We start from the raw sequence: 25,144 nt of genomic DNA, 5'->3' as shown, positions 1-25,144 counted from the left end.
TTCCTACTGCTCCACTTCTTCGGGGTTGTTATGGTCCGACGACGCTCCCGGAAACCTTTTGATGGTCCACAGGTGCTCGCCGTTCATGCCTTGATACGTTTCATTAGTGCTCTCGCCAGAGGCGTTCCGAACAAGCTCCGCATGCACCTGGACATCCAGGGGACGGTGGAGGACCTGGTTCCCGCCTGGTCCGGGCCGCACCGGGTTGATGTCAGGCAATGCCGGCTCCCCTCGTCACAACAGCTGCCGTTGCCCCGGCCGCGGGTGTCCCCGCGGCCGCATCTGCCGACAGGGCACCCGCCATGGCTTCATCGTTGGCGGTGAAGAAGCGGTCGCATAGCCAACCCGTGACATACAGCCACGCTCCGATCCCGAAGAACGGAATCAGCCCTGGAACGGAACGGCATACGAACAGGGCGGCTGCCGTGACGAATACGAGGATTACGGTTCCGGCCAGATGGCGCATGGCGAAGCGGGACGACATCAGGAAGTACTGGGGCACGGAAAGGTTGTAGCGGGCAAACATCGGGAAGAGGTAGCAAGCTACCCCCGCCCCGAACAGCGCCATCATGAACAACCCCGTCGAGGCGATCTGCGAGCCAAGGTCCCATCCTGCCGAAAAGTAGTCCCAGTTGAGCGTTAGGGCCACCCCGACTGCCGCCAAGGGCAGCCCCAAGGCATTACCCTTACCGAAATTCCTGGCGTACTCCCTGGCGAAGCGCCGCACCAGTGGTGCGGCACCGCCCCGTACCTTGTCCCGTACCAGCAGCTGCGCTGCAGCAGTACTGGGACCGAATCCGAAAACAACGCCACCCAAGACCGTGAAGATGATCCACAAAACGTTCAGGCAGGCTATCCAGACGAGCGTGTCGAACAGTGAGTAGGCCTTGAAACTAAATCCACCAGACGCCATGGCTCCCCCTTTCTCCATCGTTGCAGAACAGGCCCAGGGTTCCGATGGCACTGGTTCTGTCGAGTGGCACCGGAAGGCGGCGTGGGCCGGCTGAGTGGGCGCGGCCCGGGTGGGCCACATCACAGAGTAAACGCTTTCCCGAAAACTTAGACGCTGCACATGGACCGCGTCAAGAGACTTCTTGAATCGTTACATTTCTGCCCGGAGCGCGTTACACTGGGCGGAGCCGAAAGTGGGAAAGCGCTTGCTGGGTATAGCCTGAACCCGCCGGACCACATGAAATGCAACCCGGACGACGGCGTCACTCGCCTTCGCCGCATCGCCAGCAGAGGAGAGCCATGGAAGCCCGCTCCGTCGAGTCAACCAGCAGCCAACACCACGGTGACGCTCCGCAGTTGCGCAGCGAAGGAGCAGCGCATGGAGCAGCGCATGGAGCAACGCCACCGTCAGCACCGAGGCCGCGGACGACACTGGCGCGGATCGCCTTGGTAGGGGTGCATGGCTTCGGCGTCCATCACCTGCACAATCTCGAAAGGCTACGGGCGGAGGGCCTGGTGGACTTGGTCGCTGTGGCCGATCCCAACCCTCCGGCCCCGGGAACGCTGCCCGCGACAACGGCCGTGCATTCGAATCTGGGAGACCTGCTGGCCGGCAACCACTCCCCGGACGTCGTCATCGTGGCCACCCCCATCCAGACCCACGCACCCTTGGCCCTGTCCGTGCTGGCCGCCCAGGCCGACCTCTACCTGGAGAAGCCCCCGGTCGCCTCCATGAAGGACTTCCTCCATCTCCAGGAAGCTGCGAGCGCGGCCGGTCGAAGTGTTCAGATCGGTTTTCAGAGCCTGGGCTCGCACGCCCTGGCCGCACTGGACAAGCTGGCGAATGGCCAATCGGCACCCGAACTTCCCCGAATAGGGACCCTCAAAGGCATCTCCGCCACCGGCCGATGGGTTCGGGATCGCGCCTATTACAAGCGCTCCCGTTGGGCGGGCAAGCGGAGCCTCGACGGCGTTGATGTGGTGGACGGCGTAGCGACGAATCCGTTGGCCCACGCCATCGCTACGGCGCTTCGAATTGCCGGTGCACGGCACGCTGAGGATCTGGCCGTTGTAGACACCGATCTCTACCGCGCGAACGACATCGAGGCGGACGACACCTCCGTGATCCGGATGCGTACCACCGCTGGATTGCCCATCACATGTGCCCTCACGCTGTGCGCCACGGAGTCTGTGGAACCGTACGTGACGCTTCACGGCACGGAAGGAACGGCGGTGTTCCATTACACGGAGGACCGCGTGACGGTTCGCACGGAAGACGGTGAAACCTCGCATATTTTTGGTCGCGATGACCTCACCGAGAACCTCTTGCAGCACCTGTCCGAAGGCACGCCGCTGCTCAGTCCACTCGATCACAGTGGCGCGTTCATGCGCGTCCTGGAAACCATCCGCACGGCCGATGAGCCGGCCCTCATCCCCACGGAAAACGTGGTCTGGGTGGGATCGGGCGATCAAGCACACGCCGTGATCCCTGGCATCGAGGACATCCTGGACCGCGCCACCCGTGCGCACGCCACCTTCTCCGAGCTGGGTCTGTCCTGGGCGCGGCCGGTCACGTCAGGCGCCGAGGCCCTGTTCGCCAACCCCGCCGACCCCGCCGACCAGCAATCCGCCCAGCCCGCCATCCCGGCTGCCGTCCTGCGCAGCGGAAGCGGCCTCCAGCCAAGCCTCTCCCCCCGGCCCTACCTGCACCCGGTGTCTACCCGGGCCGGAATTGTGGTGACCGACCACCTGGCGTCGGACCACGCCTGGCATCTGGGTGCCGGATTCGCGCTGCAGGATGTGAACGGCAGCAACTTCTGGGGTGGTCGCAGCTATCGGAGGACCGCCGGAAAGTATGTTGACCTGGACGATCACGGCCGGGTGGACATCGCTGGCATAACCCGCGGACGCGACTACACGGAACTGGAGCTTGAGTGGTTCGGGGCCGACGGCAGCCTGCTTCTCAAGGAGCATCGCACCTTCAGTCGCAGCCTCATCAGCCCCACCACGTGGCGGCTGGACATCCAGACCCAGCTGACCGGCGTCGTCGATGTCACGCTGGGGAGCCCGGGTTCGCATGGTGCCGCGGGCAGCGGCTACGGTGGCTTCTTTTGGCGGCTGCCTGTCAACAATTCGCCACGCGTCTTCTCCTCAACAGCAGAGGGTGAGCCGGCCGTGCATGGTTCCGTTTCGCCGTGGCTGGCTTGGTCGGGAGAGTTCGACGGCGGTCCGGCCACCTTGGTGTTCGGCGCGCCCCTGGAGTCCCCCGACCCGTGGTTCGTGCGGTGCAACGGTTACCCGGCAGTGGGTTCCGCCTTGGCCTGGGACACGGCGGTGGAACTGGCCCAGGGCACCTCCCTGGCGCGCACCAACACGGTGTGGATCAGTGATGGGTCCTTGGACGTGCACCAGATCGAAGAGCTGATAGCCAGCCGCTGATTACACGCTCCACGTCCCCGCGAGCGGGCATTGGATGACAGTCCCGGCCCTTGTAACTGCCATCAAATGCCACCTCGACGGGAACAGCGCCACAGCAGCAACCCGATCACCGTGGCAGACGCCATGCCCAGCGCACCGGTGATGACCAGCCCCGTACGGACACCGAAATCCTCGGTCAGCCAGCCGGCCAACAACCCACCCAAGGCGTGACCACCCAGGAGCAAGGGGAAGTAGAGGGCCAGGACCCGGCCGCGCACACTGGCCCCGGCTTCGAGCTGGACGGCAGTCGCTGCGCTGGTGAGGAATACCAGGGTCATGAAGCCCACCACCACCAGCATCACCACAAAGGACTCCTGGCTCGGCATGAGGGCGGCCACTAACTGGCTCAGGCCAAAGAGCCCGGCGCTGGCAACGATCCCCTTGCGTCCGAATCGTTTGATCCTGGTGGCGATCAAGGCACCAGCCAGCGCTCCGAGCGCGCTGACGGTGTTGAAGAGGCCAAACCCGGCCGGACCGCTGTGCCACACCCGGTCAGCGAAGGCCGCCAGGACAACGGGCCCGTTCATGCCGAAGGCACCCAGCAAACCGGCCAGGAGCATGGTGAGGAGAAGTGGTGGACGGGCACGGACGAAGCGGAATCCGGCCAGGACCTGGCCGCGGCCTTTCCTGTGGCCGTGCGGTTCCGGGGAGTGGTGGAGCTCCCCCGGACGGATGGATCCGATCAGCACCAGGACCACTGCGCCAAGTCCCGCGTTGGCAGCGAAGGCAGCGGCCGGTCCTGCATGGGCAATCACCACACCCGCCAGCGCCGGACCGGCCATGGCGCCCAGTTGCCCGATGGCACTGTTCAGCCCGATGGCCGCCGGCAGTCCGGCGTCGCCTACCACTTCATTGACGAAGACCTGCCTGGCCGGCCCGTCGATCGCACTGGTGATTCCCAGAGCGACGCAGGAAGCGTAGACCACCCACACGTCCGTGCCGCCCGCTGCATTCCACACCGCAAGGCCGGCAGCAAGCACCACGGCGACGGACTGGCATAGCAGCAGGATTCGACGTTTGGGGAAGATGTCCACCAGCACCCCGCTGACGGGGCCCACCACCAGCATGGGAAGGAACTGAAGCGCAACGGCCACGCCTACGGCAGCCGGGCTGCCAGTGAGCTGGAGGACCAACCAGTCCTGAGCGAGCCGCTGCATCCAGACGCCACCGCTTCCCACCAAGGAGAGGGTGACGAAGATCCGGTAATTGTGGTGCCGCAGCGGGTAGTGCCAGGACTCCGTGGAGCGGGCACGCGCGGTGCGGGTCCTGGTGGATTGGGGGCGCGGTGGGAACGGGCGCGGCGACACGGGGAGGTCTGCTCGATTCAGCGGGTTGGCCTAGCGGTGGGATCGGATCTTGATGGCGGCTGCCGCGAGCACCAGAGTTCCGGGCACGATCACGAACAGCGCCTGCAGCATCCAGACAAAAACAACGGCCATCAACAAGGCGGCGAGAAGGAGCAGCGAACCACTCCAGTCACGCAGCGAATCGCTCTTCGCGCCGGCATACGCCGCCGCCCAGCGCTGGGTACCCGGAACGTCTGCGGGCACATCGCCCTCGTCCTCGTTCCATGCCAGCTGGCCACTCCAATTGGCCGTGATGCGCAGCAGGAGCACCGCACCGGCGGCCGCCAGAATGACTGTGGCGGGCAGGATCGCAGCCCGTCCCGGCAGTTGCCCCACCAGCGCGAGCAGCAGGTTCAGGACAATCACGACGGCGGCTGCCGCCGTCGTGATTCCCAGCTTCCAACTGCCGGGCAGCGCCTTACGGAAGTTCCCCCACAAGCTGCGCAGGGAATCGTCCCTGCCGCTGAGGTGCCTTTCCAGATGGGCGACGCCGGCCGCATAGGCAGCCGGCGCCGTCACGAGAGGAACGGAGAGGAGGAGAACAATGACTCCGGCCAGGATGGTTTCGGAGAACAGCGCAAAACGGTTGACCGGGATGCCTGGTGTTCCGCTTGACGTGCCAATGGTGCTCATTGTCCGCTCCCCTAGCCCTTGAGTCCTTGGGTGGAAACGCCCTCGACGATGTAGCGCTGGAACACCAGGAAGAACACCAGCACGGGAAGGAGCGCCAGCACGGACATGGCGATCATGGCGCCATAGTCGGAGCTCTGGGTCTGGTCCACGAAGAGCCGCAGAGCCAGGGGCAATGGGTACTTCTCGGGAGTGTTCAGGTACAGCAAGGGGCCCAGGAAGTCGTTCCAGCTCCAGATGAAGGAGAAGATCGAGGTGGAGATCAGCGCGGGCTTCATCAGCGGCAGCATGATGGACCCGAAGATCCGGGCGTGCCCGGCACCATCAATGCGGGCCGCTTCGTCCAGTTCGGCCGGGAGGCCTCGCATGAACTGGACCATGAGGAACACAAAGAAGGCATCCGCGGCAAGGAACTTACCGATCAGCAGCGGCACGTAGGTGTCCACAAGGCCGAGCTGTTGGAACACGATGTACTGCGGGATGATCACCACGTGGAACGGCAGAAGCAAGGTAGCGATCATCATGCCGAAGAACAGCCCGCGGCCGGGGAAGTTGATCCGGGCGAAGGCGTAGGCGGAAATGGAGGCGGACAGTACGGTGCCCACTACAGCGCCAACAGCCAGGATCAGGGAGTTGGTGAAGAACGTCAGCGTGGAGACACCACCGATGCCGTCCATGGCGGTGGCGAAGTTGTCGAAGCTGAAGTTGGCTGACCAGAGGGCGTTGTTGGCCCCGCCGATCTCGGAGTTCGGCTTGAAGGACGAAGCGATCATCCAGATAGCCGGGTAGAGAACCATTACCACCAGCGCCAAGGCAACGATGTGGAAGATGGCGCTCTTGATCCGCTTGGCCGTGACGGACTCGGACTTCGGGTTGTACACCGGAGCCTGCGTGGCCGGCGGAGTGGACTGGGTGGGGGTTGCCATTGTTGTCACTTTGAATCACCGCTGTAGTGGACCCAGGACTTGGAGGTCTTGAAGAAGATCAGCGTGATGATGCCGACCACGATCACCAGGAGCCAGGCCATTGCCGAGGCATAGCCCATCCGGAAATCGCTGAACCCGCGCAAGTACAGGTAGAGGGTATAGAAAAGGGTGGAGCCTGCGGGACCGCCTTCACCGTTGGAGATGATGTAGGCCGAGGCGAAGATCTGGAACGCGTGGATGGTTTCCATGAGCAGGTTGAAGAAGATCACCGGGGAGAGCATGGGCCAGGTGATGTTGATGAACTTCCTGACCGGCCCGGCACCGTCCATGGACGCGGCCTCATAAAGGTCTGCGGGAATCTGCTTGAGACCGGCCAGGAAGATCACCATCGGTGCCCCGAACTGCCACACGGTCAGCAGGATCATCATGCCCATGGTCATGTTGGGGTTGCCCACCCAGCCCCCGAGGTTGATGCCGAAGAACGACAAGCCCTGGTCGACGGGACCGGAGTCACCAAACATTGCTTTCCACACGATCGCGATGGACACACTGGCCCCGATAAGGGACGGCGCGTAGAACGCTGACCGGTAGAAGCCCTGGCCTTTGCGCTTGCTGTTGAGGAGCATCGCGATCGCCAAGGCTGCGGCGAGCTTCAATGGCGTTCCGAATACCACGTACTGCAGGGTGACTCCCACTGATTGGAGGAAGCGCTCGTCCTGCAAGAGGGTGGTGTAGTTGTCCAGCCCGATCCATTTGGGGGCATCGAACAGGTTGTAGTTGGTGAAGGAGAGGTACAACGAGGAAATCATCGGGCCCACGGTCAGGGCGATGAATCCCAGGAGCCACGGCAACAGGAAGGTGTATCCGGCGCGGGCGTCCGCTCCCCGCCGCCGCGACGTACGCGGTTGCGGGGCTGCGGACGAGGCACGCCTGCTCAGGGTTGGGCTTTGAGTCACAAGATCAGTCCGTCAGTTGGGAAAGCCTGGATCAGGCGTTCTGCTTGATGAGGTCTTCGGCTTCCTTGAACCACGCATCAGCTGCGCCGTCGATGGTCAGCTTGCCGTAGTTCAGGTCCGAACTGACCCGCTTGAACGTGGACTCCAGGGTGCCGAATCCCACGATGGGGGGCTCGGGAGCGTCCTTCAGGTACTTCTCGATGGACTTCTCATAATCCACCACCAACTTGTCGGTTCCTTCGAACGTGGTGCCGTCGCGCTGGGTCTTCGACGCCGGGACGCCGCGGGAGGTCTTGAAGATCTGGCCAACCTCGGGATCGTTGACCATGAAGTCGATGAAGCGGGCCGCAGCATCCTTGTACTTGGTCTTGGCGCTGGCAACCATGAGCATGGAGGGCTTCAGGAAGAGACCCAGGTTGTCGGGATCGTCGGAGGGCACGGGAACAAGCTTCAGTTCCTTGGCACCGCTGTCCGCGAGGTAACCGGCCATGAAGTTGTCCCAGGTGACTTCCGTTGCGGTGACGTTGGAACCGAACGGGGACTTTGGCAGCAACTGGGTGGTCTTGTCTTCGCCGACGATTGCGCCGGTGCCGCGCAGGTCCGCGCTGAGGTTCCACCACTTCTTCAGGTCGTCCTTGGAGAAACCAAGCTTCCCCTCATCGGTGAAGGCCTTGATGTTGTTCTGGCGCAGCCAGATGTTGAAGTTCCACCAAACACTGGTGTAGTCAGTGCCGCCGAAGAGCGTGCCATTGCCCTTCTGCCCAACCTCGGCGAGGAAGGCGTTGAACTCCTTGTAGTTCCAGGAACCGTCCGGCTCGGCAATACCCAGCGAAGCGAGCTTCGCGGGATCGTAGTAGACAGCGAAGGCGTTGGTGCTGGTGGGGATGCCGAACGTCTTGCCCTTGATCTGGCCGGACGGAAGGAGGGACTTGTCGAATCCGTCGGTGTTGATCTTGACGGTGCCGAGGTCCAGGAGCTGGTTTCGCTGGCCGTAGTCGCGGAGGTAGGAGAGGTCCCACTGCATGACGTCCGGCAGGCCACCGCCGGCGGCTTCGGTGGCGCGCTTTTGCCAGTAGCCTGCGAAGTCTGAGAAGTTGCCGTTGACTTTGATGTCCGGGTTTTTGGTCTCGAAGAGCGCAATGGCCTTGCGGGTCCGTTCTGCACGGTCGTCATTGCCCCACCAGGTGTAGGTGATGGTGACGGGTTTGTCCGCGGAACCGGTCTGGCCCGAGGACGATGACTGGCCACAGGCCGAGAGGAACGCGGCAGATGCGGTGCCGAGTGCCACCGTGGTGAGGAATTTCCTTCTGTCGATCATGAGAGCCTCCTTGCTCAGTTGGTGCAAGCTTGTGGAGTTCTCTACAACGTGGCAGTGATCTCGCTTACACTCGTTCTGAATCGATACAATAGCTGCAATACGGAAACTGGGCAAGCGTTTTCCAAAGAACGCGTTTTGACCGATATTCTGCATTCATACGTTCAGCAGCACCCGCACCAGTTCGGCCAACCTGACGAAGGAGTCCCCTTGACCTCCCCCTCTATTCCCCGCAGCCCCTCGGTCTGGAACAGCATTGGCGGCCTCGCTTACGGGGGCGACTACAACCCCGAACAGTGGCCCCGGGATGTCAGGCTCGAGGACATTGAGCTCATGAAGGAAGCCGGCGTCAACTTCCTCAGCGTTGGCATCTTCTCCTGGGGCCTCCTGGAACCCAGCGAAGGCAATTACGACTTCGGGTGGTTGGACGAGGTCATGGACAACCTCCACGGAGCCGGCATCAAGGTAGCCCTCGCCACGGCCACCGCTTCACCGCCGGCCTGGCTGGTCCGCAAGTACCCGGAAATCCTTCCCGTCACGGCGGAAGGCATCCGACTGGAGCGCGGATCGCGACGTCACTACACGCCGTCGTCAGCTGTTTACCGCCGGTATGCCACCGGCATAACGCGCGTGATCGCCGAGCGCTATAAGGACCACCCCGCGCTGGCGCTCTGGCACGTGGACAACGAACTCGGCTGCCACGTTGGGGAGTTCCACGGCGAAGAAGACGCCGCCGCTTTCCGTGCCTGGCTGGAACGCCGTTACGGCACCATCGAAGACCTGAACGAGGCTTGGGGAACGGCATTCTGGTCCCAGCACTACGCCTCATTCGAAGAGATCATCCCACCCGGAGCGGCCCCCACCACGCTCAATCCGGGCCAGCAACTGGACTTCGTCCGATTCAATTCGTGGGCCTTCATCGACTTCTACAGGGAACTATTGGCCGTGATCCGCGAAGTCACTCCCAACGTGCCGGCAACCACCAATTTCATGGTCTCCAGCGCCACGAAAACCCTGGACTACTTCGACTGGTCCAAGGACATGGACGTCATCGCCAACGACCACTACCTGGTGGCGGCAGATCCTGAGCGCGCCATCGAACTCGCCTTCAGCGCCGACCTCACCCGTGGCGTGGCGGGCGGAGATCCGTGGATACTCATGGAACACTCGACGTCGGCGGTCAACTGGCAGCCCCACAACCAACCGAAAATGCCCGGCGAAATGCTCCGGAACTCGCTGGCGCATGTGGCCCGTGGGGCGGACGCCGTGATGTTCTTCCAGTGGCGCCAAAGCAAGGCGGGCTCCGAGAAATTCCACTCGGCCATGGTTCCCCACGCCGGCCGCGACACCCAGGTGTGGCGGAACGTCGTGGAACTCGGCGATGCCCTGGACAAGCTCGAACCTGTCAAGGGATCCCGGGTGGAATCGCGCGTTGCGATCGTCTTCGATTACGAGGCCTGGTGGGCTTCCGAACTGGACTCGCACCCGAACAACTCGCTGAAGTACCTCGACACGATGCGCGCTTTCCACCGCTCCCTGTACCTCCGTGGAGTGACTGCGGACTTCGTCCACCCCTCCGGTGACCTGTCCGGATACGACCTCATCCTGGTCTGCACGCTCTACTGCGTGACGGACGCCGCGGCGGCCTCGATCGCTGCGGCCGCCGAGGGTGGCGCTACCGTCCTGATCAGCTACTTCAGTGGCATCGTCGACGAACGGGACCATGTTCGGCTCGGCGGTTACCCGGGCGCTTTTCGGGATTTGCTGGGCGTCCGCAGCGAGGAATTCCATCCTCTTTTCCCAGGCGCTTCGGTCACGCTGAGCGATGGAACTGTTGGCACGGTCTGGAGCGAACACGTATCTGCAGGCGCCTCCACAGACGTCCTGGCAACGTTCACCGACTACCCGCTCGATGGTGTGCCCGCACTGACCCGGCGCACCGTCGGCAGTGGTTCGGCCTGGTACCTCGCAACGCTTCCGGACAACGACGGCATCGACGCACTGGCAGCCCGACTCATCGAAGAAGCAGGGGTGACAGCCGTGACCGAGTCCTCACCCGGCGTCGAACTGACCAGGCGGCGTGCCGAAAACGGCCGCAGCTTCCTGTTCGCCATCAATCACAGCCGCGAGGACCAGGCCGTCAAGGCCGACGGCGACGAGCTGCTCAGCGGGGCCCGCTTCACGGGCGTGGTTCCCGCCGGGGCGGTCGCCGTCATCGCGGAGGACTGACGCAAACCCCGCGTTAAACGAAGCGCCCCGGGCGGATCACGAATGATCGCCCGGGGCGGTTCCCGCGGATAAGGACTAGCTGATGGCGGACTTCATTTCGTCCACGGCTTTCTTGCCCGCTTCGTCGGTGGAGAGCCTGTTGAACAGGACTTCGGAGGTGTAGCGCTTCACGATTTCCTGGATGGCGCCGGCACCCTTCGGCGGTGCGGCCGGAGCATCCCCGAGTTCGCCCTTGATCTGGTCGATGAAGGTCACTACCTTGACATCGGCCTTGGCGAGCTTGGGCGCAATGGCATCACGCACATCAGAGTTCGGGTAGACGCCGCGGTCCGCGAGGAGGGCTTCGCCGGCCTTGACGTTGTTGGTCAGGAAGTCGATGAACTTCGCTGTTTCTTCAGGGTGCTTGGTGCGGGAGGAAGCGGACCAGAACTGGGAGGCCTTGTACCAGAGCTTGGCGTCGGCAGCCTTGCCGGTCTTGGACGGGAAGCGCAGGATCTGCAGCTCACCGCCGGCAGCCTTTTCGAGGGCCGGAAGCTGGTTGGACCACCAGAAGGCGAGACCGTTCTTGCCGGTTGCGAGCCCACTCTGGTCCAGCGGCGCAGCTTCGGCTTCAACTACCTCCGAGGCGGACGGGACCGCCTTCTTCTCGCTGAGTTCCTTCAGGAAGCTCCACCACTGGGCAATATCGGAGGGTTCGAAGCCCAGTTTGCCGTCATCGGTGTAGAGGGACTTGCCGTTCTGCCGGAGCCATACTCCAAGGGAAGCCTCATCGGTTCCATACGCCGCGGCCCCATAGGTGCCCTTGGGCGACTTGGCGGTGACCTCGGCCGAGATCCGCTCGAAGTCTTCCCAGGTCCAGGTTTTGTCATCGGGCAGTGCCACGCCTGCTGCCTTGAAGACGGCGGGATTGGCCAGGATGGTCGCAGCGTTGATGCCTGCCGCGATACCGGTCAGGCCCTTCTCGCTCTTACCCGCATCCAAGGCCGCCGCGTCCAGCTTGGATGTATCAATCTTGTACTTGGAGAGGTCCAGCAGTGCGCCACGAGTGGAGTACTCGGTAATGTACTTCTCGTCCATCTGGATGATGTCCGGGGCGTCATTGGCGGCAACCTGGGTGGCCAGCTTGTCCCAGTAGCCGCTCCAGTCTCCATACTCGGGCTTGATCTTGATGTTGGGGTTTTCGGCTTCGAAGGCCGCGATGGCTGCCTGGGTTACCTGGGCCCGCTTGTCGCCGCCCCACCAGGCGAAGCGAAGCTCCACTTTTCCGTCGGCGCTCTTGGCTTCCGAGCCGCCACCGCAGGCGGTGAGCGCCAGGACCGCGGCGGCCGTTGCCGCGACGAGGGCCGAGGCGCGGAGCCTGCGCTTGGTTCGGCGGGGGGCCCCTGTTGTTGCGAGGGCGACTGCTTCACCCTTGGGTTGTGCGGGCACTGTTGTCTCCGATCTTCATTGATCCTGATGCGATATGGGAAAGCGTTTTCTTAGTTGTGTTTATGATACGAGTCACATTCTTGTATTACAAGATAGCGACTTGTATTAGTTGCTGGGAAATTACGACGGCCGGCCTACTTGATACCGGTGGTGGCGATGCCCTTAATGAGGAATCGCTGGCCGAACAGGAACACCAGGAACACCGGGAACAACGACACGATGGACATGGCGAAGAGTGATCCCCAGCTGGTTGCGGACTGCGAATCGACGAAGGCGCGCAGTGCAACGGGAACTGTGAACATGTCCGGATCCGTCAGGTAGATCAGGGCTCCGAAGAAGTCGTTCCACGTCCAGATGAACGTGAAGATGGTGGTGGTGGCCAAGGCCGGGACCATCAGGGGCAGGATCACGCGGAGGAAGATCCGCGGGTGTCCGGCGCCGTCGATGCGGGCCGCCTCGTCAAGCTCCTTTGGAATGCCGCGGATGAACTGGACCATGAGGAACACGAAGAACGCATCGGTGGCCAGGAGCTTGGGAACGATGAGGGGCCAGAAGGTGTTCACCCAGCCGATCTGGGAGAACAGGATGTACTGGGGCACGATCACCACGTGGAAGGGCAGCATGATGGTCAGGAGCATGATGCCGAAGAACAGCTTCTTGCCGGTGAACTGCAGGCGGGCGAAGGCGTAGGCGGCCATGGAACAGGACACCAGGTTGCCTACGATCGAGCCCAGCACCACAATCGCCGAGTTGATCATGTAGTGACCGAACGGGTGGGTCAGGGCCGACCAGCCGTCGGTGTAATTTGTCATGTCCAGGCTGTTCAGCCAGAGGCCCGGTTCGCGGAAGATCAGGTCATTGGGCCGCAGGGAAGAAACCACCATCCACAGGAGCGGGTAGATCATCACCAGGCCCACCACGATCAGGATGGCGTGCTTGACCAACCCTTTGACGCGGGCACTACGGCTGAAGGCCAGGTTTCCCGGCGATTCACGGCGGCGCGGAGCCTTGCCCGGCTCGGTGGTTTTTGCTGCGGGAAGGCTCTGGAGTTTAGTCATCGTAGAACACCCAATACTTTGAAGCGATGAAGTTGATGGCGGTGAAGACACCGATGATGACCAGCAGGACCCAGGCCATCGCTGAGGCGTAACCCATGTCGAACTGGCCAAAGCCCTTCTGGTACAGGTACAGCGTGAAGAACATGGTGGAGTCGGACGGTCCGCCGTTGCCGCCGGAGACGATGAATGCCTGCGTGAACGACTGGAACGAACCGATGATCTGGAGCACCAGGTTGAAGAAGATGATGGGGCTCAGCAACGGGAGGGTGATCCGCCAGAACCGCTGGAGGGTGGTGGCGCCGTCAACTTCCGCGGCTTCGTAGTACATGTTGGGGATCTGGCGCAGGCCTGCCAGGAAGATGATCATCGGAGCGCCGAACGTCCATACATGCAGGAGGATGATCGAGCCAAGAGCTGTGCTGGGATCCGAAATCCAGCCGGGTCCTTCGATGCCCACCATGGCCAGGACCTGGTTAACCAGGCCCGTGGTGCCGAAGATCTGCTTCCAGAGGATGGCAACGGCGACGGAACCACCAAGGAGGGACGGCAAGTAGAAGATGGAGCGGTAGAACGGCAGGCCGCGAAGACCCTTGTCCAGGACCAGCGCGATCAGCAGGGCCACTGCCAACTGCAGGGGAACACCCACCAGTACATAGGTGAAGGTGACCCGCAATGAGTTGTGGAGGCGGGCGTCTCCGAACATCCGGACGAAGTTGTCCAGGCCCACCCATTCCGGAGGCTGCAGGAGGTTGTAGTCCGTGAAGGACAGGTACAACGACATCAGCATGGGGCCCACTGTGATGGCAACCAAGCCAACGAGCCAAGGAAGAAGGAAGATGTAGGCCGCTTTGTTGTCGCGGCCGTTGGCCTTCTTCTCTTCCTTGGTCATGGGGCCCTTGCGGCGGGTCATCGTTGAGAGTTCACCAATGGCACTCATGGATTCCCCCTCTCCGGACCGCGAACGCCCTGCGGCGTCCCCGTGTGTACTACAGCGGCCATGTGGTCTCCTTTGGTCATCGTGGCCATCCACGGAGTTCGAGTCTGTTGATGCTTGCCTTCCGGGATGCCGTCGATCTTCCGGCACTCCCCTGAGTTACCGGGATTGACTCCCGATGTTCAGCGGCTCCGTACCAAAGTAAACGTTTTCTTGACCCATGTACAGCCTTTTGCTAATTTTTGAGAAAGCGTTTTCTTACGAAGCCGCCAGCATCGATTTCCCACGCTGAAGAAGCCCGGCGTGCGCCTCCGCACACCCTCCCGCATCGATAAGGCAGGACACCATTGTCAACCAACCCCAGCGCCTGCCATGACCCCCGCTGACATGGCCGGAACTGCTTTTCGTCCGAGTGCGCTGGCCGGGTATGAGGACTGGCCAGGCTACGCGCCACACTTTCACCGGGCCGGGTCGGCCACCGCCCAGGAACTCAGCGACGTGCTTGGCATACCGGCTGTCGTCCCGGACCTTGGATACACGATCCACTCCGAAACAGCGCACGACGACGTCATCACCACCCGCCTCTCCTGGCAGTTGGGCTTCGGGCCGAGGACGTCCGCGTGGCTCGTGCGCCCAGCCCAGAGCACCGGCCCGCTGCCGGGACTCCTCGCGATGCACTGCCACGCCGGCATCAAGTCGTATGGCGCCGAACGGCTCGTGAAGCTTCCTGCCGGGGTCGAAGACCACGACGCCGATAGCCCTTTCCCGGGTGGCTTCGGCCCCGTGCCGCCAGGGTTGCAGGCGAAGCTCTACGGCGGCCGGGCCCTTGCCACCTGGTTGGCCCTACAGGGCTTCGCGGTCCTTGCCCATGACGCCTTCATGTGGGGCAGTCGTCGTTTCGGGCTCGACCCCCTGCCCTTCCGCTCTGCCACAGCGGTAAGCGGCCAGCAGTCGCTCTGGCGGGAGGCCGGCGTCAAACCTTCCGCGTCGGCGCTCTACGACGCCGCGGCCGCCGCCCACGAGGAAACCGTGGCCAAAGCTGCGACGCTGCTGGGCAGCAGCCTCGCCGGGACGGTGGCCCATGACGATCTCGCGGCGCTGGACATCCTCTCCTCGCTCCCGGGAGTGGACCAACACAGGATCGGGTGCCTCGGCTTTTCCGGCGGCGGCGGGCGCGCGATGCTGCTCGCGGCCCTCGATTCCAGAATTCGCAGCTACGTGGTGACGTGCATGATGACCACGTTCGCCTCGCTGTTGCCGTCGTACCTGGATGCGCACTCCTGGTTGCTGCACTCCCCCGGCCTCGCCCAGCTGGGCGACTGGCCGCACCTTGCCGCCCGGTCCAGTGCACGCGCGCTGGTCCAGTACGCCCTCGATGACCAGCTCTTCCCGGAACAAGGAATGGGCGACGCCCACGCCCATCTCTCCAGCGCACTACCGGAGCTGTACACCGGTACTTTCTGGCAGGAACCACACGTCTTCAGCAGAGCCATGCAAGACGAGGCAGCAGCTTTCCTCACCGAGACCCTGCGGTTATCGGCCACCAAAACAACCCACGAACCTGACCCCGCTAGGACAGCATCATGACGCAACAATTGGCCACCACAACAGCGGAGGGCCCAACACGACTCCCCCGCGTCGCACTGGTGGGTGTGCACGGCTTCGGCGAACGGCACCTGGAGAACCTGGATCGGCTGAGTGCTGCAGGTGCCTTGGAGCTGGTGGCAGTCGCCGATCCGAACCCACCGGCCAAGGACACACTCGAACCGGGCGTGGATGTCCACGCCTCGCTCGACGAACTCCTGGCCGCCGGAGTGGCCCCCGACGTCGTCATTATCTCCACGCCCATCCAGACCCACGCGCCGTTGGCCATTGCTGCACTCAACGCCGGAGCCAACGTGTACCTCGAAAAACCGCCGGTGGCCTCCATGGTGCAGTACCGGGAAGTCATGGCGGCGGCCGCGAGCGCCGGCCGCCTGGTCCAGGTAGGGTTCCAGAGCCTGGGTTCGGACGCCCTCCCCGCGATCGAAGCACTGGTGGGGTCCGGTGCCATCGGAGAGGTGCGAGGCATCAGCGCCACGGGCTTGTGGCTCCGGACCAAGGCTTATTTCAAACGGTCCCGGTGGGCCGGCAAGCGCAGCCTGAACGGTACGGACGTGGTGGACGGAGTGGCCACCAACGCCTTGGCGCACGCAGTGGCCACCGGGTTGTGGCTGGCCGGGGCAAGGACCGTGGCGGATATCGAATCCGTGGACACCGATCTATACCGTGCCAACGACACCCAGAGTGACGACACCTCCGTGGTGCGGGTACGCACCACCCACGGCACGGTACTGACGTGTGCACTGACGTTGTGCGCGCCGGAGCAGTCCGCACCGTCGGTCACCGTGTACGGCACCGAGGGCCAGCTGACCCTCTTCTACACGGAGGATCGGTTGGAGATCACCACGCCTGGGGGTGTCCGGACTGAGACGTTTGGGCGGAAGGATCTCCTGGAGAACCTGCTTGCCGCACGCACCCACGAGGACCTGCTCAGCCCTCTCGGTGGGGTTGGCGCCTACGTGTCAGTGCTCGAAGCCATCCGGACAGCGGATTCGCCCCGAGCGATCCACCCCGACTTCATCACGTGGGACGGCGACGGCGACGATGCTCACCCCGTGGTGCACGGCATCGAGTCCCTGATCCGTCGCGCTGCCTTGGGGCATGCCACCTTCGCCGAGCTCGGAGCGCCGTGGACTGCAGCAGGTGGTCCGGCGTTGGAGATCAACGGCGCTCCCGTCGCTACCATCCAGGACGGGACCCGCATCCGGCCGACCTCGTCCCCCCGCCCCTACCTGCACCCGGTGCGGACCCTTGCCGGCACTGTAGTCACCGACCACATCCCGGAAGACCACGTGTGGCACCTTGGCGCAGGTGTTGCCCTCCAGGACGTGGATGGCGTCAACTTCTGGGGCGGCCGGACCTACACCCGCGACGCCGGCGCGTACGTCTGGCGCAAGGACCATGGCCGCATCGTCACCGAATCCGCGGAGCACAGTAACGGGCAGCGGCGCGAACAGCTGGGCTGGATAGGGCCCGACGGCAGCCGGCTGCTCCGCGAACAGCGCGAGTGGCGCTGGGCCGCCGTCGGGAATTCAACGTGGAAGCTGACGCTCGATTTCACGCTTGAGTCAGCCACCGGTCATCCGGTCCTCCTGGGCAGCCCCGGTTCCAACGGGCGGCCGCAGGGCGGTTACGGCGGCTTCTTTTGGCGCTTGCCCAAGGTCAGCGACGCGACCATCTGGACTCCGGACGCCCGCGGCGAGGACGCCGTGCACGGCAGCGTGGCGCCGTGGTTGGCGTGGTCGGGAACGTTCGACGCCGGAACCTCCGGCGCCGCGCACGTCACCGGAGACCCCGGTTTGGGCCACCCGGCAACACTCGTCTTCCTTGCCTCACCACAGGCGCCGGACCCATGGTTCGTGCGGCATTCGGGCTATCCCGGAGTCGGATTGTCGTTGGCCTGGGATGCCCCGGTGCCCACCGAACCCGGGAACCCTGTCCACAGGACCGTCACGGTGCTCATCACGGACGGCTTCCTGGCAACGCAAGACATTGAACAGCTCATCACTACCTTGGGGGAATCGGCATGACCACGCCAATACAGTCCACAACGCCCACCACAGCACTTACCGCTCCCGGCAACGTAGCCGACCGCGCCGTGAAACGCCGCCGCGTGCTGGACATCCTGGACGCCGCGGGCCGGGACTCGCTCCTGCTCACCACCAACACCGCGCTCACCTGGTACCTTGACGGCAGCCGGATGCACATCAGCCTCGCCGGCGATCCCGTTGCTGCCCTCCTGGTGGACCGCTCCGGCGACCACCTGGTGACATTCAACAATGAGGCCGGGCGGATCGCCGATGAGGAATTGCCGGAAGGGGTTAGCCTGTCCACCGTTCCGTGGTACGGCCAACTGCATGCCGCGGCCGCGGGACTGGCCATCGACGGGAACCCGTTGGTGGAAGCGGCCGTGACCACCGAACTGCGGGCGGCCCGCCAGCAGCTCTTGCCAGCCGAGTCCGCCCGCTACGCTGCACTATCGGCGGATGCTGCGGCTGCCATGACCGAAGTCCTCACCGCAGCGACCCCCCAAACCACCGAATTCCAGCTGGTTTCGGCGCTTGCCGCCAGGATCGTCGCGGCTGGGGCCGAGCCCTTGGTCCTGCTCTGCAACGGTGCCGATCGGAGCGATTTCCGCCACCCCTTGGCCACCCACTCGCCCATCGGCAGGCGCGCCATGGCGGTGGTGTGCGCACGCCGGAACGGTTTGGTTGCCAACGTCACCCGTTGGGTAGCGTTCGACGCCGGGACTGCGGAGGAGCTCGACGCCGAGGCCCGCATCGCGGCCGTTGAGGCCGACATCTTCCGGGCCACAGTCCCCGGGGCACAGCTCAACGAGGTCTTCGCCGAGATCAAGACTGCTTACGCGCGGCACGGCTTTGGCGACGATCAGTGGACCCTCCACCACCAGGGTGGGCCCGCCGGTTATGCGGGCCGCGATCCCCGGGTCACCGCAGACGTAACGGACACCATCGTGCTCAACCAGCCCTTCACGTGGAACCCTACGGGGCCCGGTGTGAAGATCGAGGACACTGTGTTGCTCACGGATTCCGGCCTGCGTGTCCTGACCGTTGACGACCGTTGGCCGACCGCGGAAGTTGACGGCCGTCGTCGTCCGCTGACGTTGCGTCCCTAAGCCCTGTTGCGTCCGTAAGCCCTGCAGGGCCCATACGAAAGGGGCGGGTCACCATCACGGTGACCCGCCCCTTCTGCGTGTGCCCTAGCCAACCAGGGTGAGCACACCGTCCACGCGACGCGGGATACCAAGCGGGTTGGCGTCGTGCAGGGCTGGGTGCAGCACGCTCTCAGGCGCATCCTGGTAGGCCACCGGGCGCTGGAAACGGCGCACAGCGGTGGCACCCACTGAGGTGAACAACGACGTCGTGGCCGGGTACGGGCCACCGTGCTGTTGGGCCCAGTTCACGGCGACACCGGTAGGCCAGCCATCGAACAGGACCCGGCCGGCCAGGGTGCTGAGCTGCTCTACCAAGCCGGAGACATCCTCGCCGGGCTGGGCGTGCACCGTGCCGGTGAGGCTCCCCGGCACCTTCGCGAGGGCTGCCGACAGCTCCTCTTGGTTCGCATATTCGATGAGCAGGGTGGTGGGGCCGAAGCACTCTTCCAGCAGTTCATCCGGGCGTTCCAGTACGTTGGCGGCACTGGTGGAGAACACCACGGGCGCGGCACCGTCGGCCAGGCTGTCCTGCTGGACCGTGCCACTGACGACGGCGACACCCGGTTGGTCTGCGACGCTGCGCAGCCCGTCCGGGTAAGCCTCGGCGATGCGCTCGGTAAGCATGGCAGCCGTGGGCTTGTCCTTGCTCGCCTCGGCCAGTTGTGACGCGAAATCGGTGCCTGCAGGGATAAAGACCAGTCCGGGCTTGGTGCAGAACTGGCCCGCGCCCATGGTGAAGGAACCGGCCAAGCCCGCAGCGAGCTGCTGGCCACGCTCGGCCAGGGCATCCGCGGTGATGACCACCGGGTTCAGGCTGCCCAGCTCACCGTAGAACGGGATGGGTTCCGGGCGGGACGTGGCGAGGTCGAACAGTGCCCGGCCACCGGGAATGGAGCCCGTGAATCCCACCGCTTTGATGGCCGGATCCTGGACGAGGGCTGTTCCGGCCTCGCGGCCACTGACCAGCGCGAAGATGCCGTCCGGGGCCCCGGCCTTGGCCAGGGCTTCCGTGACGATCTCCGCGGTCCGCTCGCTCAGGCGCAAGTGACCTGAGTGGGCCTTGACGATCACCGGGCAACCGACGGCCAGTGCGGACGCGGTGTCGCCTCCCGCCACGGAGAAGGCGAACGGAAAGTTCGACGCCGAGAACACCGCCACCGGTCCGATCGGACGCAGGATGCGGCGAAGGTCGGGCTTGGGCGGGGTGGCCGTCGGGTCGGCGTGATCGATGACGGCCTCAAGGTAGGAGCCCTCGGTGATCACTGTGGCGAACAACCTGAGCTGTCCACTGGTCCTCGCTACCTCGCCGGTGAGCCGGACGGTGCCCAGGCTCGTCTCGGAATCTGCGATGGCCACCAGCTCGGTGACGTTGGCGTCCAAAGCGTCGGCGACGGCGGTCAGCCAGGCCGCGCGTTCGGCGTCATTTGCCGTTGAGGTCGCCTTGAACGCTGCGGTTGCGGCGTCCGTGATGGCGGTCAGGTCAAGAGTTGCTGTACTCAATGCGGTTTCCTTTGCTTTCAGGGGCTGGCACTTTTAGGTGCTGCGAATGCTGCCCGGCGAAGTCGAAGCCGAGCCCGATGCGGCCGGCACTGCTGAGCCTGCTGTTGTGGAGACGTACCGGGGAGGGCCCGGCGAGGATCCCGAGTTGACCGAACGAGGCGTCCTCCACGTCCTCCACGCTAACGGCTTCGGCCAGGGTGAGGGCAAGCTGTCCGGAAAGCTCCGGGAGCAGGTGCGGCGCCACCCTGATGCTGTTGGCCCTGGCCAGTTCGACAATCCTGCGGAACGGTGTAATGCCACCCACCCGGACAATGTTGGGCTGGATGATGTCTACCGCTTCGGCTTCGATGAAATCGCGGAACCGGTAGATGGTGTGGACGTTCTCGCCCAGGGCAATGGGCACCGGGGAGTGCTTGCGCAGGCGGCGGTAGGCCCAAAGGTCGTCGGCGCGGATCGGTTCTTCCAGCCATTCCAGTCCGTACTCCCCCAAAACATCCAAGGCACGGAAGGTATGGGCCAGGTCCCAACGCTGGTTGGCGTCAATCATGAGCAACCGGTCCGGGCCAATGACCTTCCGAACGGCGGCGACGCGCTCAGCGTCTTCCCTCAGTTCGGGTTTGCCCACCTTGATCTTCACCGCGTTGTGCCCGGCGGCAACCCAGCGGTGCGCTTGCTCCACGAGTTGCTCCACGGTGTAGTGCAGGTTCACTCCGGAGCCATAAACCTCCACCGATTCCCGGCGCTGGCCCAGGAGACCGGTGACAGAGGTCCCTGCCTGCCGCGCTTTCAGGTCCCACAGGGCCAGGTCCACACCGGCCATGGCGATGGTGGTCAGGCCTCCCCCGCCGGCTTCGTGCAGCCGCTTCCACAGCTGATCCCAGACAATGTCCGCGTTCGCTTCCAAACCAACAATGAACGGTGCGATGTCGTGGTCCAGGAGGGCCTTGACCGCCTGGGGACCGATGGTAGGTGTCCACGAGAAACCATGGCCCGTGCCGCCGTCGTCCGTAGTCAGTTCGGTGACGATCACGTGGTTCTCTGGCGCCTCTGCACCCCAGCTGCGCAGCAGCGGGACCGTGATCAGCCGGGTGGCCAGGCCCGTGATGCGGGCCGCCATCAGCTGCCGGCCAGCTCGTGGCCCTTGGCCAGGATGGACTTGAGCTCCAGGAGCTGTTCCTCGGAGGGGTCAACCAGCGGCGGGCGGACGGGGCCGACCGGCAATCCGGCAAGGCGAAGTCCGGCCTTGATGAGGGAGACGCCGAAGCCCGGAGTCTGGTCACGGAGACGGACCAGCGGCGCATAGAAGCCCTCGAGCAACGCGTGGCGTCGTTCTTCGTCACCGGAAACGTAGGCGTCGTAATAGGCCTTGGCGATCTCCGGTGCCATGGCGAAAGCGGCCGAGGAGTACAGGGGAATGCCGAGACCCCGGTAGGCGCCCTGGGTCAGTTCGGCCGTCAGCAGGCCGTTGAAGAGTGCGAAGTCCTTGCGTCCGCTCGCGTTGATGGCCGAGACGATTTCCTGGGCCAAGCCGACGTCGCCGATTCCGTCCTTGAAGCCAACCACCTTCGGGTTGGCGGTCAGGCGGGTGATGGCTTCGGCAGTGAATTTGGCGGTGCCGCGGTGGTACACGATCACCGGAAGGCTGCTCGCCGCGGCGATGGCTTCGACGTACGCCACCACGCCATCGGTGGGCCCGGTGACCAGGTACGGCGGGAGCACCAGGAGCGCATCCGCACCGGCTTCCTCGGCCACCTTGGCTGCCGCGATGGCGTGGCCCAGCGGACCACCGGCACCGGAAACTACCGGCACGGCACCTGCAACGGCCTCGACGGCGGCAGTGACCACCGTGCGGATCTCGTCAAGGGAGAGCGCATGGAATTCGCCGGTGCCGCAGGCCGGGAAAACGCCACCGGGGCCGAAGGGAAGGCGGGAGGTGATGTGCTCCTTCAGCAAGGCCACGTCTACGGTGCCGTCTTCAGCGAAGGGAGTGACGGGGAAGAACAGTACGCCGTCGAAGTTCATGGTGTCTCCTTGGTTGCTCCCGCCGGGACCAGGCCGGCGTGGATCTCGTCATTGAGTGCTGCTTGTTCGGATGCTGCGGTGTCCGGGCCCTCGTAGGGCGGAGTGAGTTCGGTCCGCCACGTGCGCTCGGGCTCCCAGCCGAGGAGTTCGCGGGCCTTATCAATGGAGAACGCGGGGCTGGTCCCGGTCAGGTGTTCGGTCAACGGCCCGCTGCCGGGGAGGAAGCGTGGGAAGAGCTCTGCGAGGGGCGCGGTGGCCAACGCATCCTTCGCGCCAACAAAGAACACCTCGCCGTTCGGGATCGAGTCCATCTTGTCCAGAAGCACGTCCAGGAAGTCGGCCACGTCCCGGGCATCCACGTAGTTGAACTGCGCGGGCGCCGAGAAGGCGGGATTGTCCAGGCGTTCGCGGACCGTGTGCCCCTGCTGCGTCAGGGCACCTTCCCACTCTTCGGGGGAAATCACATAGCACGGACGGAAGGCCGCATATCTGATCTTCTCGCCCTGGGCGGCCGCAAACATCTGTACGGTTTGTTCGGCGATCAGCTTGGACAGCGCATAGGCGTTCCATGGCTTGGGCGGCGTCTGCTCGTCCAAAGGGAACGACGGCGGCAGCCATCCGGCCGGTGAACCGTAGCCCAGGGCGGTGGGGCTGGACGCCGTCACGATCTTCGGAACGCCTGCGTCGGTGGCTGCGCTGATGACCGCGTACGCGAGCCGGGTGTTGGTGCTGAAGATGACGTCCTCGGGTGCGCTGAAAGGTACGGCAATAGCAGCGAGGTGGATCACGGCGTCGGGCGCTGTTTCGCCGATGAGGCGTTCCGCCTCCCCCGGCGCCAGCAAGTCTGCGGTGTATTGCTCAGCACCTGCCGGCAGATGCTCCGCCGGGACGGCGTCCCGGTCAACTGAGATCACCGTGTGGCCGGCCCCGGCGAGGCCGGCCACAACGCTGCGGCCAAGCCGGCCGGAGCCGCCGGTGATGAAAATCCTGCTCATTCTGTGTTCCTTGCGTGGGTAGTGAACCGGTCAGCCCTGGCTACGGCTGAGGTCGGCGCCGAGGCCAAGTTCGCTGATGCGGACGGGAAGGTCGGTCTCAAGGGACTGGTTGCCGGCGATGCCCACCGACACGGAGCGGAGTCCGTCGATGTAGCCGGACGGGCGGCCCAGCGGGTCAATGCCGGGGCCGTTGAAGAGGTCGGAGAGCAGGAGGTTGTCGCCGCCGCCGTGGCCCCCTTCGCCGTTGATGATCGGGACTTCGTAGGCCGCTTCCCAGTGCCGCTGGACCACCAGGCGTTCGCCGTTGCGGCGCACAGCGTCCTCTTCCTCGATCGGTGTGGCGCTCGGGTCCACCACGGTCTTCTTGTCGGTACTGGATTCGACGGCGGCGCGTTCCACCACCTCAAGCTCAGCCCGGCCCTCGGTGCCGTTGACGGTGACGCGGTAGCCTTCCCACGGGCTGTGGGCGTTCAGCGAGTAGCTCAGCGTGGGTCCACCCTGGTAGTCCACCACCAGCGCGAGGTTGTCCTCAATGGTGATTCCTTCGGTGAAGACGTCCTGGTCGCGGAGGTAGCCGTCGAACTTCTCGTTGTCGTAATACAAAGCCTTCAGGCGCTCGTCCTCGCGCATGTCCAGGCGGAAGGGATCGTGCTCAAGGCCATCAACGGTGCCGCGCTCCGGACGGGCTCCCAAGCCACGCTCTGCTGCGTTCTTGTCGCCGTAAAAGCGCAGGCCACCGGAGGCAAAAACGCGCTCCGGAACATCGTTGATCCACCAGTTGACCAGGTCAAAGTGGTGCGAAGCCTTGTGGATGAGCAGGCCGCCGGAGTTCTTCTTTTCTCGGTGCCAGCGGCGGAAGTAGTCAGCGCCGTGCACGGTGTCCAGGACCCAGCTGAAGTCGATGGAGGTGACTTTGCCGATGACCCCGTTCTGGATGACTTCTTTCAGCGCACTGTTGCGCGGCGAGTAGCGGTAGTTGAACGTGACTACCACCTTGCGGCCGGTCTTGGCCACGGCCTCCGTAATACGGCGGCAACCCTCGACGTCGATGGTCAGGGGCTTTTCAACCACGACGTCGGCGCCCGCCTCGAGTGCCTCCACAATGTAGTCCGCGTGGGTGTAGTCGGGCGTAGTGACGATGACGCGCTCGATGCCGTTGGCTTGGATGAAGCTGGTGAGCTGTCCGGGCTCGAAGGAAGCCACGGGCTCTGCGCCGCCGAGCTCCTTGATGAGGTCCTGGTAGAACTGCACGCGGCCCTGGTTGACGTCGGATAGGGCAATAAGTTCAGCGACGTCCGCGTGCTGCCCGTAGATGGCCCGGATGTACATCTCGGAGCGGCCTCCGGTGCCGATGAGGGCAATCCGGGTTCGCTGGGGGCTTTCGTCCTGGGCTGTAGTTGCGCCAGGTGCGGTCTGGGTCTCGGCTGAGTCGACGTTGACCATGTGGATGCCCCTTTCAAAGAGCAGGAGTGAACCGCTTGACGGCCCGGCTTCGTATGGGAAGAATCATGAGAAAGCGTTTTCTCAGAGCGTTATAAGCTTTGTATCAAGACTCTGGTGGTCACGTCAACCATTGCTCCAACGACGGAGCAAACGGGA

General features: G+C 64.2%; 20 protein-coding genes. 5 read left to right on the top strand and 15 right to left on the bottom strand.

Annotation, left to right across the window (positions count from 1 at the left end):
• Positions 1-3: 3 nt before the first annotated feature.
• Both QRM57_RS08670 and QRM57_RS08665 read right to left on the bottom strand, forming a co-directional pair.
• Complete coding sequence (locus QRM57_RS08670) at positions 4-219, bottom strand: hypothetical protein (protein WP_284986290.1); 216 nt, start codon at positions 217-219, stop codon at positions 4-6.
• Positions 212-913, bottom strand: a complete 702-nt coding sequence (locus QRM57_RS08665) for a YesL family protein (RefSeq protein ID WP_284986289.1) — start codon at positions 911-913, stop codon at positions 212-214. Before QRM57_RS08665 ends, QRM57_RS08670 begins: the two co-directional genes overlap by 8 nt.
• Before the next feature lie 338 nt (positions 914-1,251).
• Here QRM57_RS08665 and QRM57_RS08660 point away from each other — a divergent pair, with 338 nt between their 5' ends.
• Positions 1,252-3,390 carry a DUF6807 family protein gene (locus tag QRM57_RS08660; RefSeq protein ID WP_284986287.1) on the top strand — a complete coding sequence of 713 codons (2,139 nt, stop codon included), beginning with the start codon at positions 1,252-1,254 and terminating at the stop codon, positions 3,388-3,390.
• A gap of 62 nt (positions 3,391-3,452) precedes the next feature.
• Here the strand turns inward: QRM57_RS08660 and QRM57_RS08655 are convergent, their stop codons facing one another.
• The 5 genes from QRM57_RS08655 to QRM57_RS08635 are packed head-to-tail and all read right to left on the bottom strand — an operon-like array spanning position 3,453 to position 8,605.
• Positions 3,453-4,736, bottom strand: coding sequence for an MFS transporter (locus QRM57_RS08655; RefSeq protein ID WP_284986286.1), 1,284 nt, complete (start codon positions 4,734-4,736; stop codon positions 3,453-3,455).
• 30 nt (positions 4,737-4,766) lie between these two features.
• On the bottom strand, positions 4,767-5,408 hold the full coding sequence (locus tag QRM57_RS08650) for a Poxvirus protein I5 (protein ID WP_284986285.1): 642 nt from the start codon (positions 5,406-5,408) through the stop codon (positions 4,767-4,769).
• Between the two features lie 11 nt (positions 5,409-5,419).
• On the bottom strand, positions 5,420-6,340 hold the full coding sequence (locus QRM57_RS08645) for a carbohydrate ABC transporter permease (protein ID WP_257370899.1): 921 nt from the start codon (positions 6,338-6,340) through the stop codon (positions 5,420-5,422).
• Positions 6,337-7,287, bottom strand: a complete 951-nt coding sequence (locus tag QRM57_RS08640; RefSeq protein WP_257370900.1) for a carbohydrate ABC transporter permease — start codon at positions 7,285-7,287, stop codon at positions 6,337-6,339. Before QRM57_RS08640 ends, QRM57_RS08645 begins: the two co-directional genes overlap by 4 nt.
• A gap of 31 nt (positions 7,288-7,318) precedes the next feature.
• The gene (locus QRM57_RS08635) at positions 7,319-8,605 is read right to left on the bottom strand and encodes an ABC transporter substrate-binding protein (protein ID WP_235517374.1); all 1,287 of its coding nucleotides are present in this window, start codon (positions 8,603-8,605) and stop codon (positions 7,319-7,321) included.
• Positions 8,606-8,812: 207 nt separating this feature from the next.
• On the opposite strand from QRM57_RS08635, the gene QRM57_RS08630 reads away from it, so the two are divergent.
• A complete protein-coding gene (locus tag QRM57_RS08630) occupies positions 8,813-10,831 on the top strand; it encodes a beta-galactosidase (RefSeq protein WP_257370901.1) in 2,019 nt (672 codons plus the stop codon).
• A 75-nt stretch (positions 10,832-10,906) separates the two neighbouring features.
• Here QRM57_RS08630 and QRM57_RS08625 read toward each other — a convergent pair whose 3' ends face one another.
• The 3 genes from QRM57_RS08625 to QRM57_RS08615 form a co-directional block, all read right to left on the bottom strand.
• Entirely contained in the window at positions 10,907-12,259 is a 1,353-nt protein-coding gene (locus QRM57_RS08625; protein WP_235517376.1) for an ABC transporter substrate-binding protein, read from the bottom strand.
• 134 nt (positions 12,260-12,393) lie between these two features.
• The gene (locus QRM57_RS08620; protein ID WP_235517377.1) at positions 12,394-13,317 is read right to left on the bottom strand and encodes a carbohydrate ABC transporter permease; all 924 of its coding nucleotides are present in this window, start codon (positions 13,315-13,317) and stop codon (positions 12,394-12,396) included.
• Positions 13,310-14,254, bottom strand: coding sequence for a carbohydrate ABC transporter permease (locus QRM57_RS08615; RefSeq protein WP_211713445.1), 945 nt, complete (start codon positions 14,252-14,254; stop codon positions 13,310-13,312). Before QRM57_RS08615 ends, QRM57_RS08620 begins: the two co-directional genes overlap by 8 nt.
• Before the next feature lie 369 nt (positions 14,255-14,623).
• On the opposite strand from QRM57_RS08615, the gene QRM57_RS08610 reads away from it, so the two are divergent.
• Genes QRM57_RS08610 through QRM57_RS08600 form a run of 3 tightly spaced genes read left to right on the top strand, consistent with a single transcriptional unit; the run spans position 14,624 to position 18,989 of the window.
• A complete protein-coding gene (locus QRM57_RS08610; RefSeq protein ID WP_284986284.1) occupies positions 14,624-15,838 on the top strand; it encodes an acetylxylan esterase in 1,215 nt (404 codons plus the stop codon).
• The gene (locus tag QRM57_RS08605) at positions 15,835-17,883 is read left to right on the top strand and encodes a DUF6807 family protein (protein WP_284986283.1); all 2,049 of its coding nucleotides are present in this window, start codon (positions 15,835-15,837) and stop codon (positions 17,881-17,883) included. Before QRM57_RS08610 ends, QRM57_RS08605 begins: the two co-directional genes overlap by 4 nt.
• Positions 17,880-18,989 carry a M24 family metallopeptidase gene (locus QRM57_RS08600; RefSeq protein ID WP_284986282.1) on the top strand — a complete coding sequence of 370 codons (1,110 nt, stop codon included), beginning with the start codon at positions 17,880-17,882 and terminating at the stop codon, positions 18,987-18,989. Before QRM57_RS08605 ends, QRM57_RS08600 begins: the two co-directional genes overlap by 4 nt.
• 84 nt (positions 18,990-19,073) lie before the next feature.
• Here the strand turns inward: QRM57_RS08600 and QRM57_RS08595 are convergent, their stop codons facing one another.
• Genes QRM57_RS08595 through QRM57_RS08575 form a run of 5 tightly spaced genes read right to left on the bottom strand, consistent with a single transcriptional unit; the run spans position 19,074 to position 24,988 of the window.
• Positions 19,074-20,528 carry an aldehyde dehydrogenase (NADP(+)) gene (locus tag QRM57_RS08595; protein ID WP_284986281.1) on the bottom strand — a complete coding sequence of 485 codons (1,455 nt, stop codon included), beginning with the start codon at positions 20,526-20,528 and terminating at the stop codon, positions 19,074-19,076.
• Positions 20,509-21,645: a mandelate racemase/muconate lactonizing enzyme family protein gene (locus QRM57_RS08590; RefSeq protein ID WP_257370906.1), complete on the bottom strand. Its 1,137-nt coding sequence runs from the start codon at positions 21,643-21,645 to the stop codon at positions 20,509-20,511. Before QRM57_RS08590 ends, QRM57_RS08595 begins: the two co-directional genes overlap by 20 nt.
• On the bottom strand, positions 21,645-22,550 hold the full coding sequence (locus tag QRM57_RS08585; RefSeq protein ID WP_235517384.1) for a 5-dehydro-4-deoxyglucarate dehydratase: 906 nt from the start codon (positions 22,548-22,550) through the stop codon (positions 21,645-21,647). The genes QRM57_RS08590 and QRM57_RS08585 overlap by 1 nt, the downstream gene beginning before the upstream one ends.
• A complete protein-coding gene (locus QRM57_RS08580; RefSeq protein ID WP_284986280.1) occupies positions 22,547-23,545 on the bottom strand; it encodes an NAD-dependent epimerase/dehydratase family protein in 999 nt (332 codons plus the stop codon). The genes QRM57_RS08585 and QRM57_RS08580 overlap by 4 nt, the downstream gene beginning before the upstream one ends.
• A gap of 30 nt (positions 23,546-23,575) precedes the next feature.
• Complete coding sequence (locus QRM57_RS08575) at positions 23,576-24,988, bottom strand: Gfo/Idh/MocA family protein (RefSeq protein WP_284986279.1); 1,413 nt, start codon at positions 24,986-24,988, stop codon at positions 23,576-23,578.
• Positions 24,989-25,144: the final 156 nt, after the last annotated feature.

Source organism: Arthrobacter sp. fls2-241-R2A-172 (assembly GCF_030208885.1).
Taxonomy (GTDB): domain Bacteria; phylum Actinomycetota; class Actinomycetes; order Actinomycetales; family Micrococcaceae; genus Arthrobacter.
Note: the sequence above shows the minus strand (reverse complement) of the source record. Positions and strands in the feature narration are given on the sequence as shown.

Bases quoted from the DNA above. Each gene is read 5' to 3' on its own strand.
- QRM57_RS08665 (WP_284986289.1), bottom strand. From the start codon at position 913: ATGGCGTCTGGTGGATTTAGTTTCAAGGCCTACTCACTGTTCGACACG.
- QRM57_RS08660 (WP_284986287.1), top strand. From the start codon at position 1,252: ATGGAAGCCCGCTCCGTCGAGTCAACCAGCAGCCAACACCACGGTGAC.
- QRM57_RS08650 (WP_284986285.1), bottom strand. From the start codon at position 5,408: ATGAGCACCATTGGCACGTCAAGCGGAACACCAGGCATCCCGGTCAAC.
- QRM57_RS08635 (WP_235517374.1), bottom strand. From the start codon at position 8,605: ATGATCGACAGAAGGAAATTCCTCACCACGGTGGCACTCGGCACCGCA.
- QRM57_RS08620 (WP_235517377.1), bottom strand. From the start codon at position 13,317: ATGACTAAACTCCAGAGCCTTCCCGCAGCAAAAACCACCGAGCCGGGC.
- QRM57_RS08615 (WP_211713445.1), bottom strand. From the start codon at position 14,254: ATGAGTGCCATTGGTGAACTCTCAACGATGACCCGCCGCAAGGGCCCC.
- QRM57_RS08610 (WP_284986284.1), top strand. From the start codon at position 14,624: ATGACCCCCGCTGACATGGCCGGAACTGCTTTTCGTCCGAGTGCGCTG.
- QRM57_RS08605 (WP_284986283.1), top strand. From the start codon at position 15,835: ATGACGCAACAATTGGCCACCACAACAGCGGAGGGCCCAACACGACTC.
- QRM57_RS08600 (WP_284986282.1), top strand. From the start codon at position 17,880: ATGACCACGCCAATACAGTCCACAACGCCCACCACAGCACTTACCGCT.
- QRM57_RS08590 (WP_257370906.1), bottom strand. From the start codon at position 21,645: ATGGCGGCCCGCATCACGGGCCTGGCCACCCGGCTGATCACGGTCCCG.
- QRM57_RS08585 (WP_235517384.1), bottom strand. From the start codon at position 22,550: ATGAACTTCGACGGCGTACTGTTCTTCCCCGTCACTCCCTTCGCTGAA.
- QRM57_RS08580 (WP_284986280.1), bottom strand. From the start codon at position 23,545: ATGAGCAGGATTTTCATCACCGGCGGCTCCGGCCGGCTTGGCCGCAGC.
- QRM57_RS08575 (WP_284986279.1), bottom strand. From the start codon at position 24,988: ATGGTCAACGTCGACTCAGCCGAGACCCAGACCGCACCTGGCGCAACT.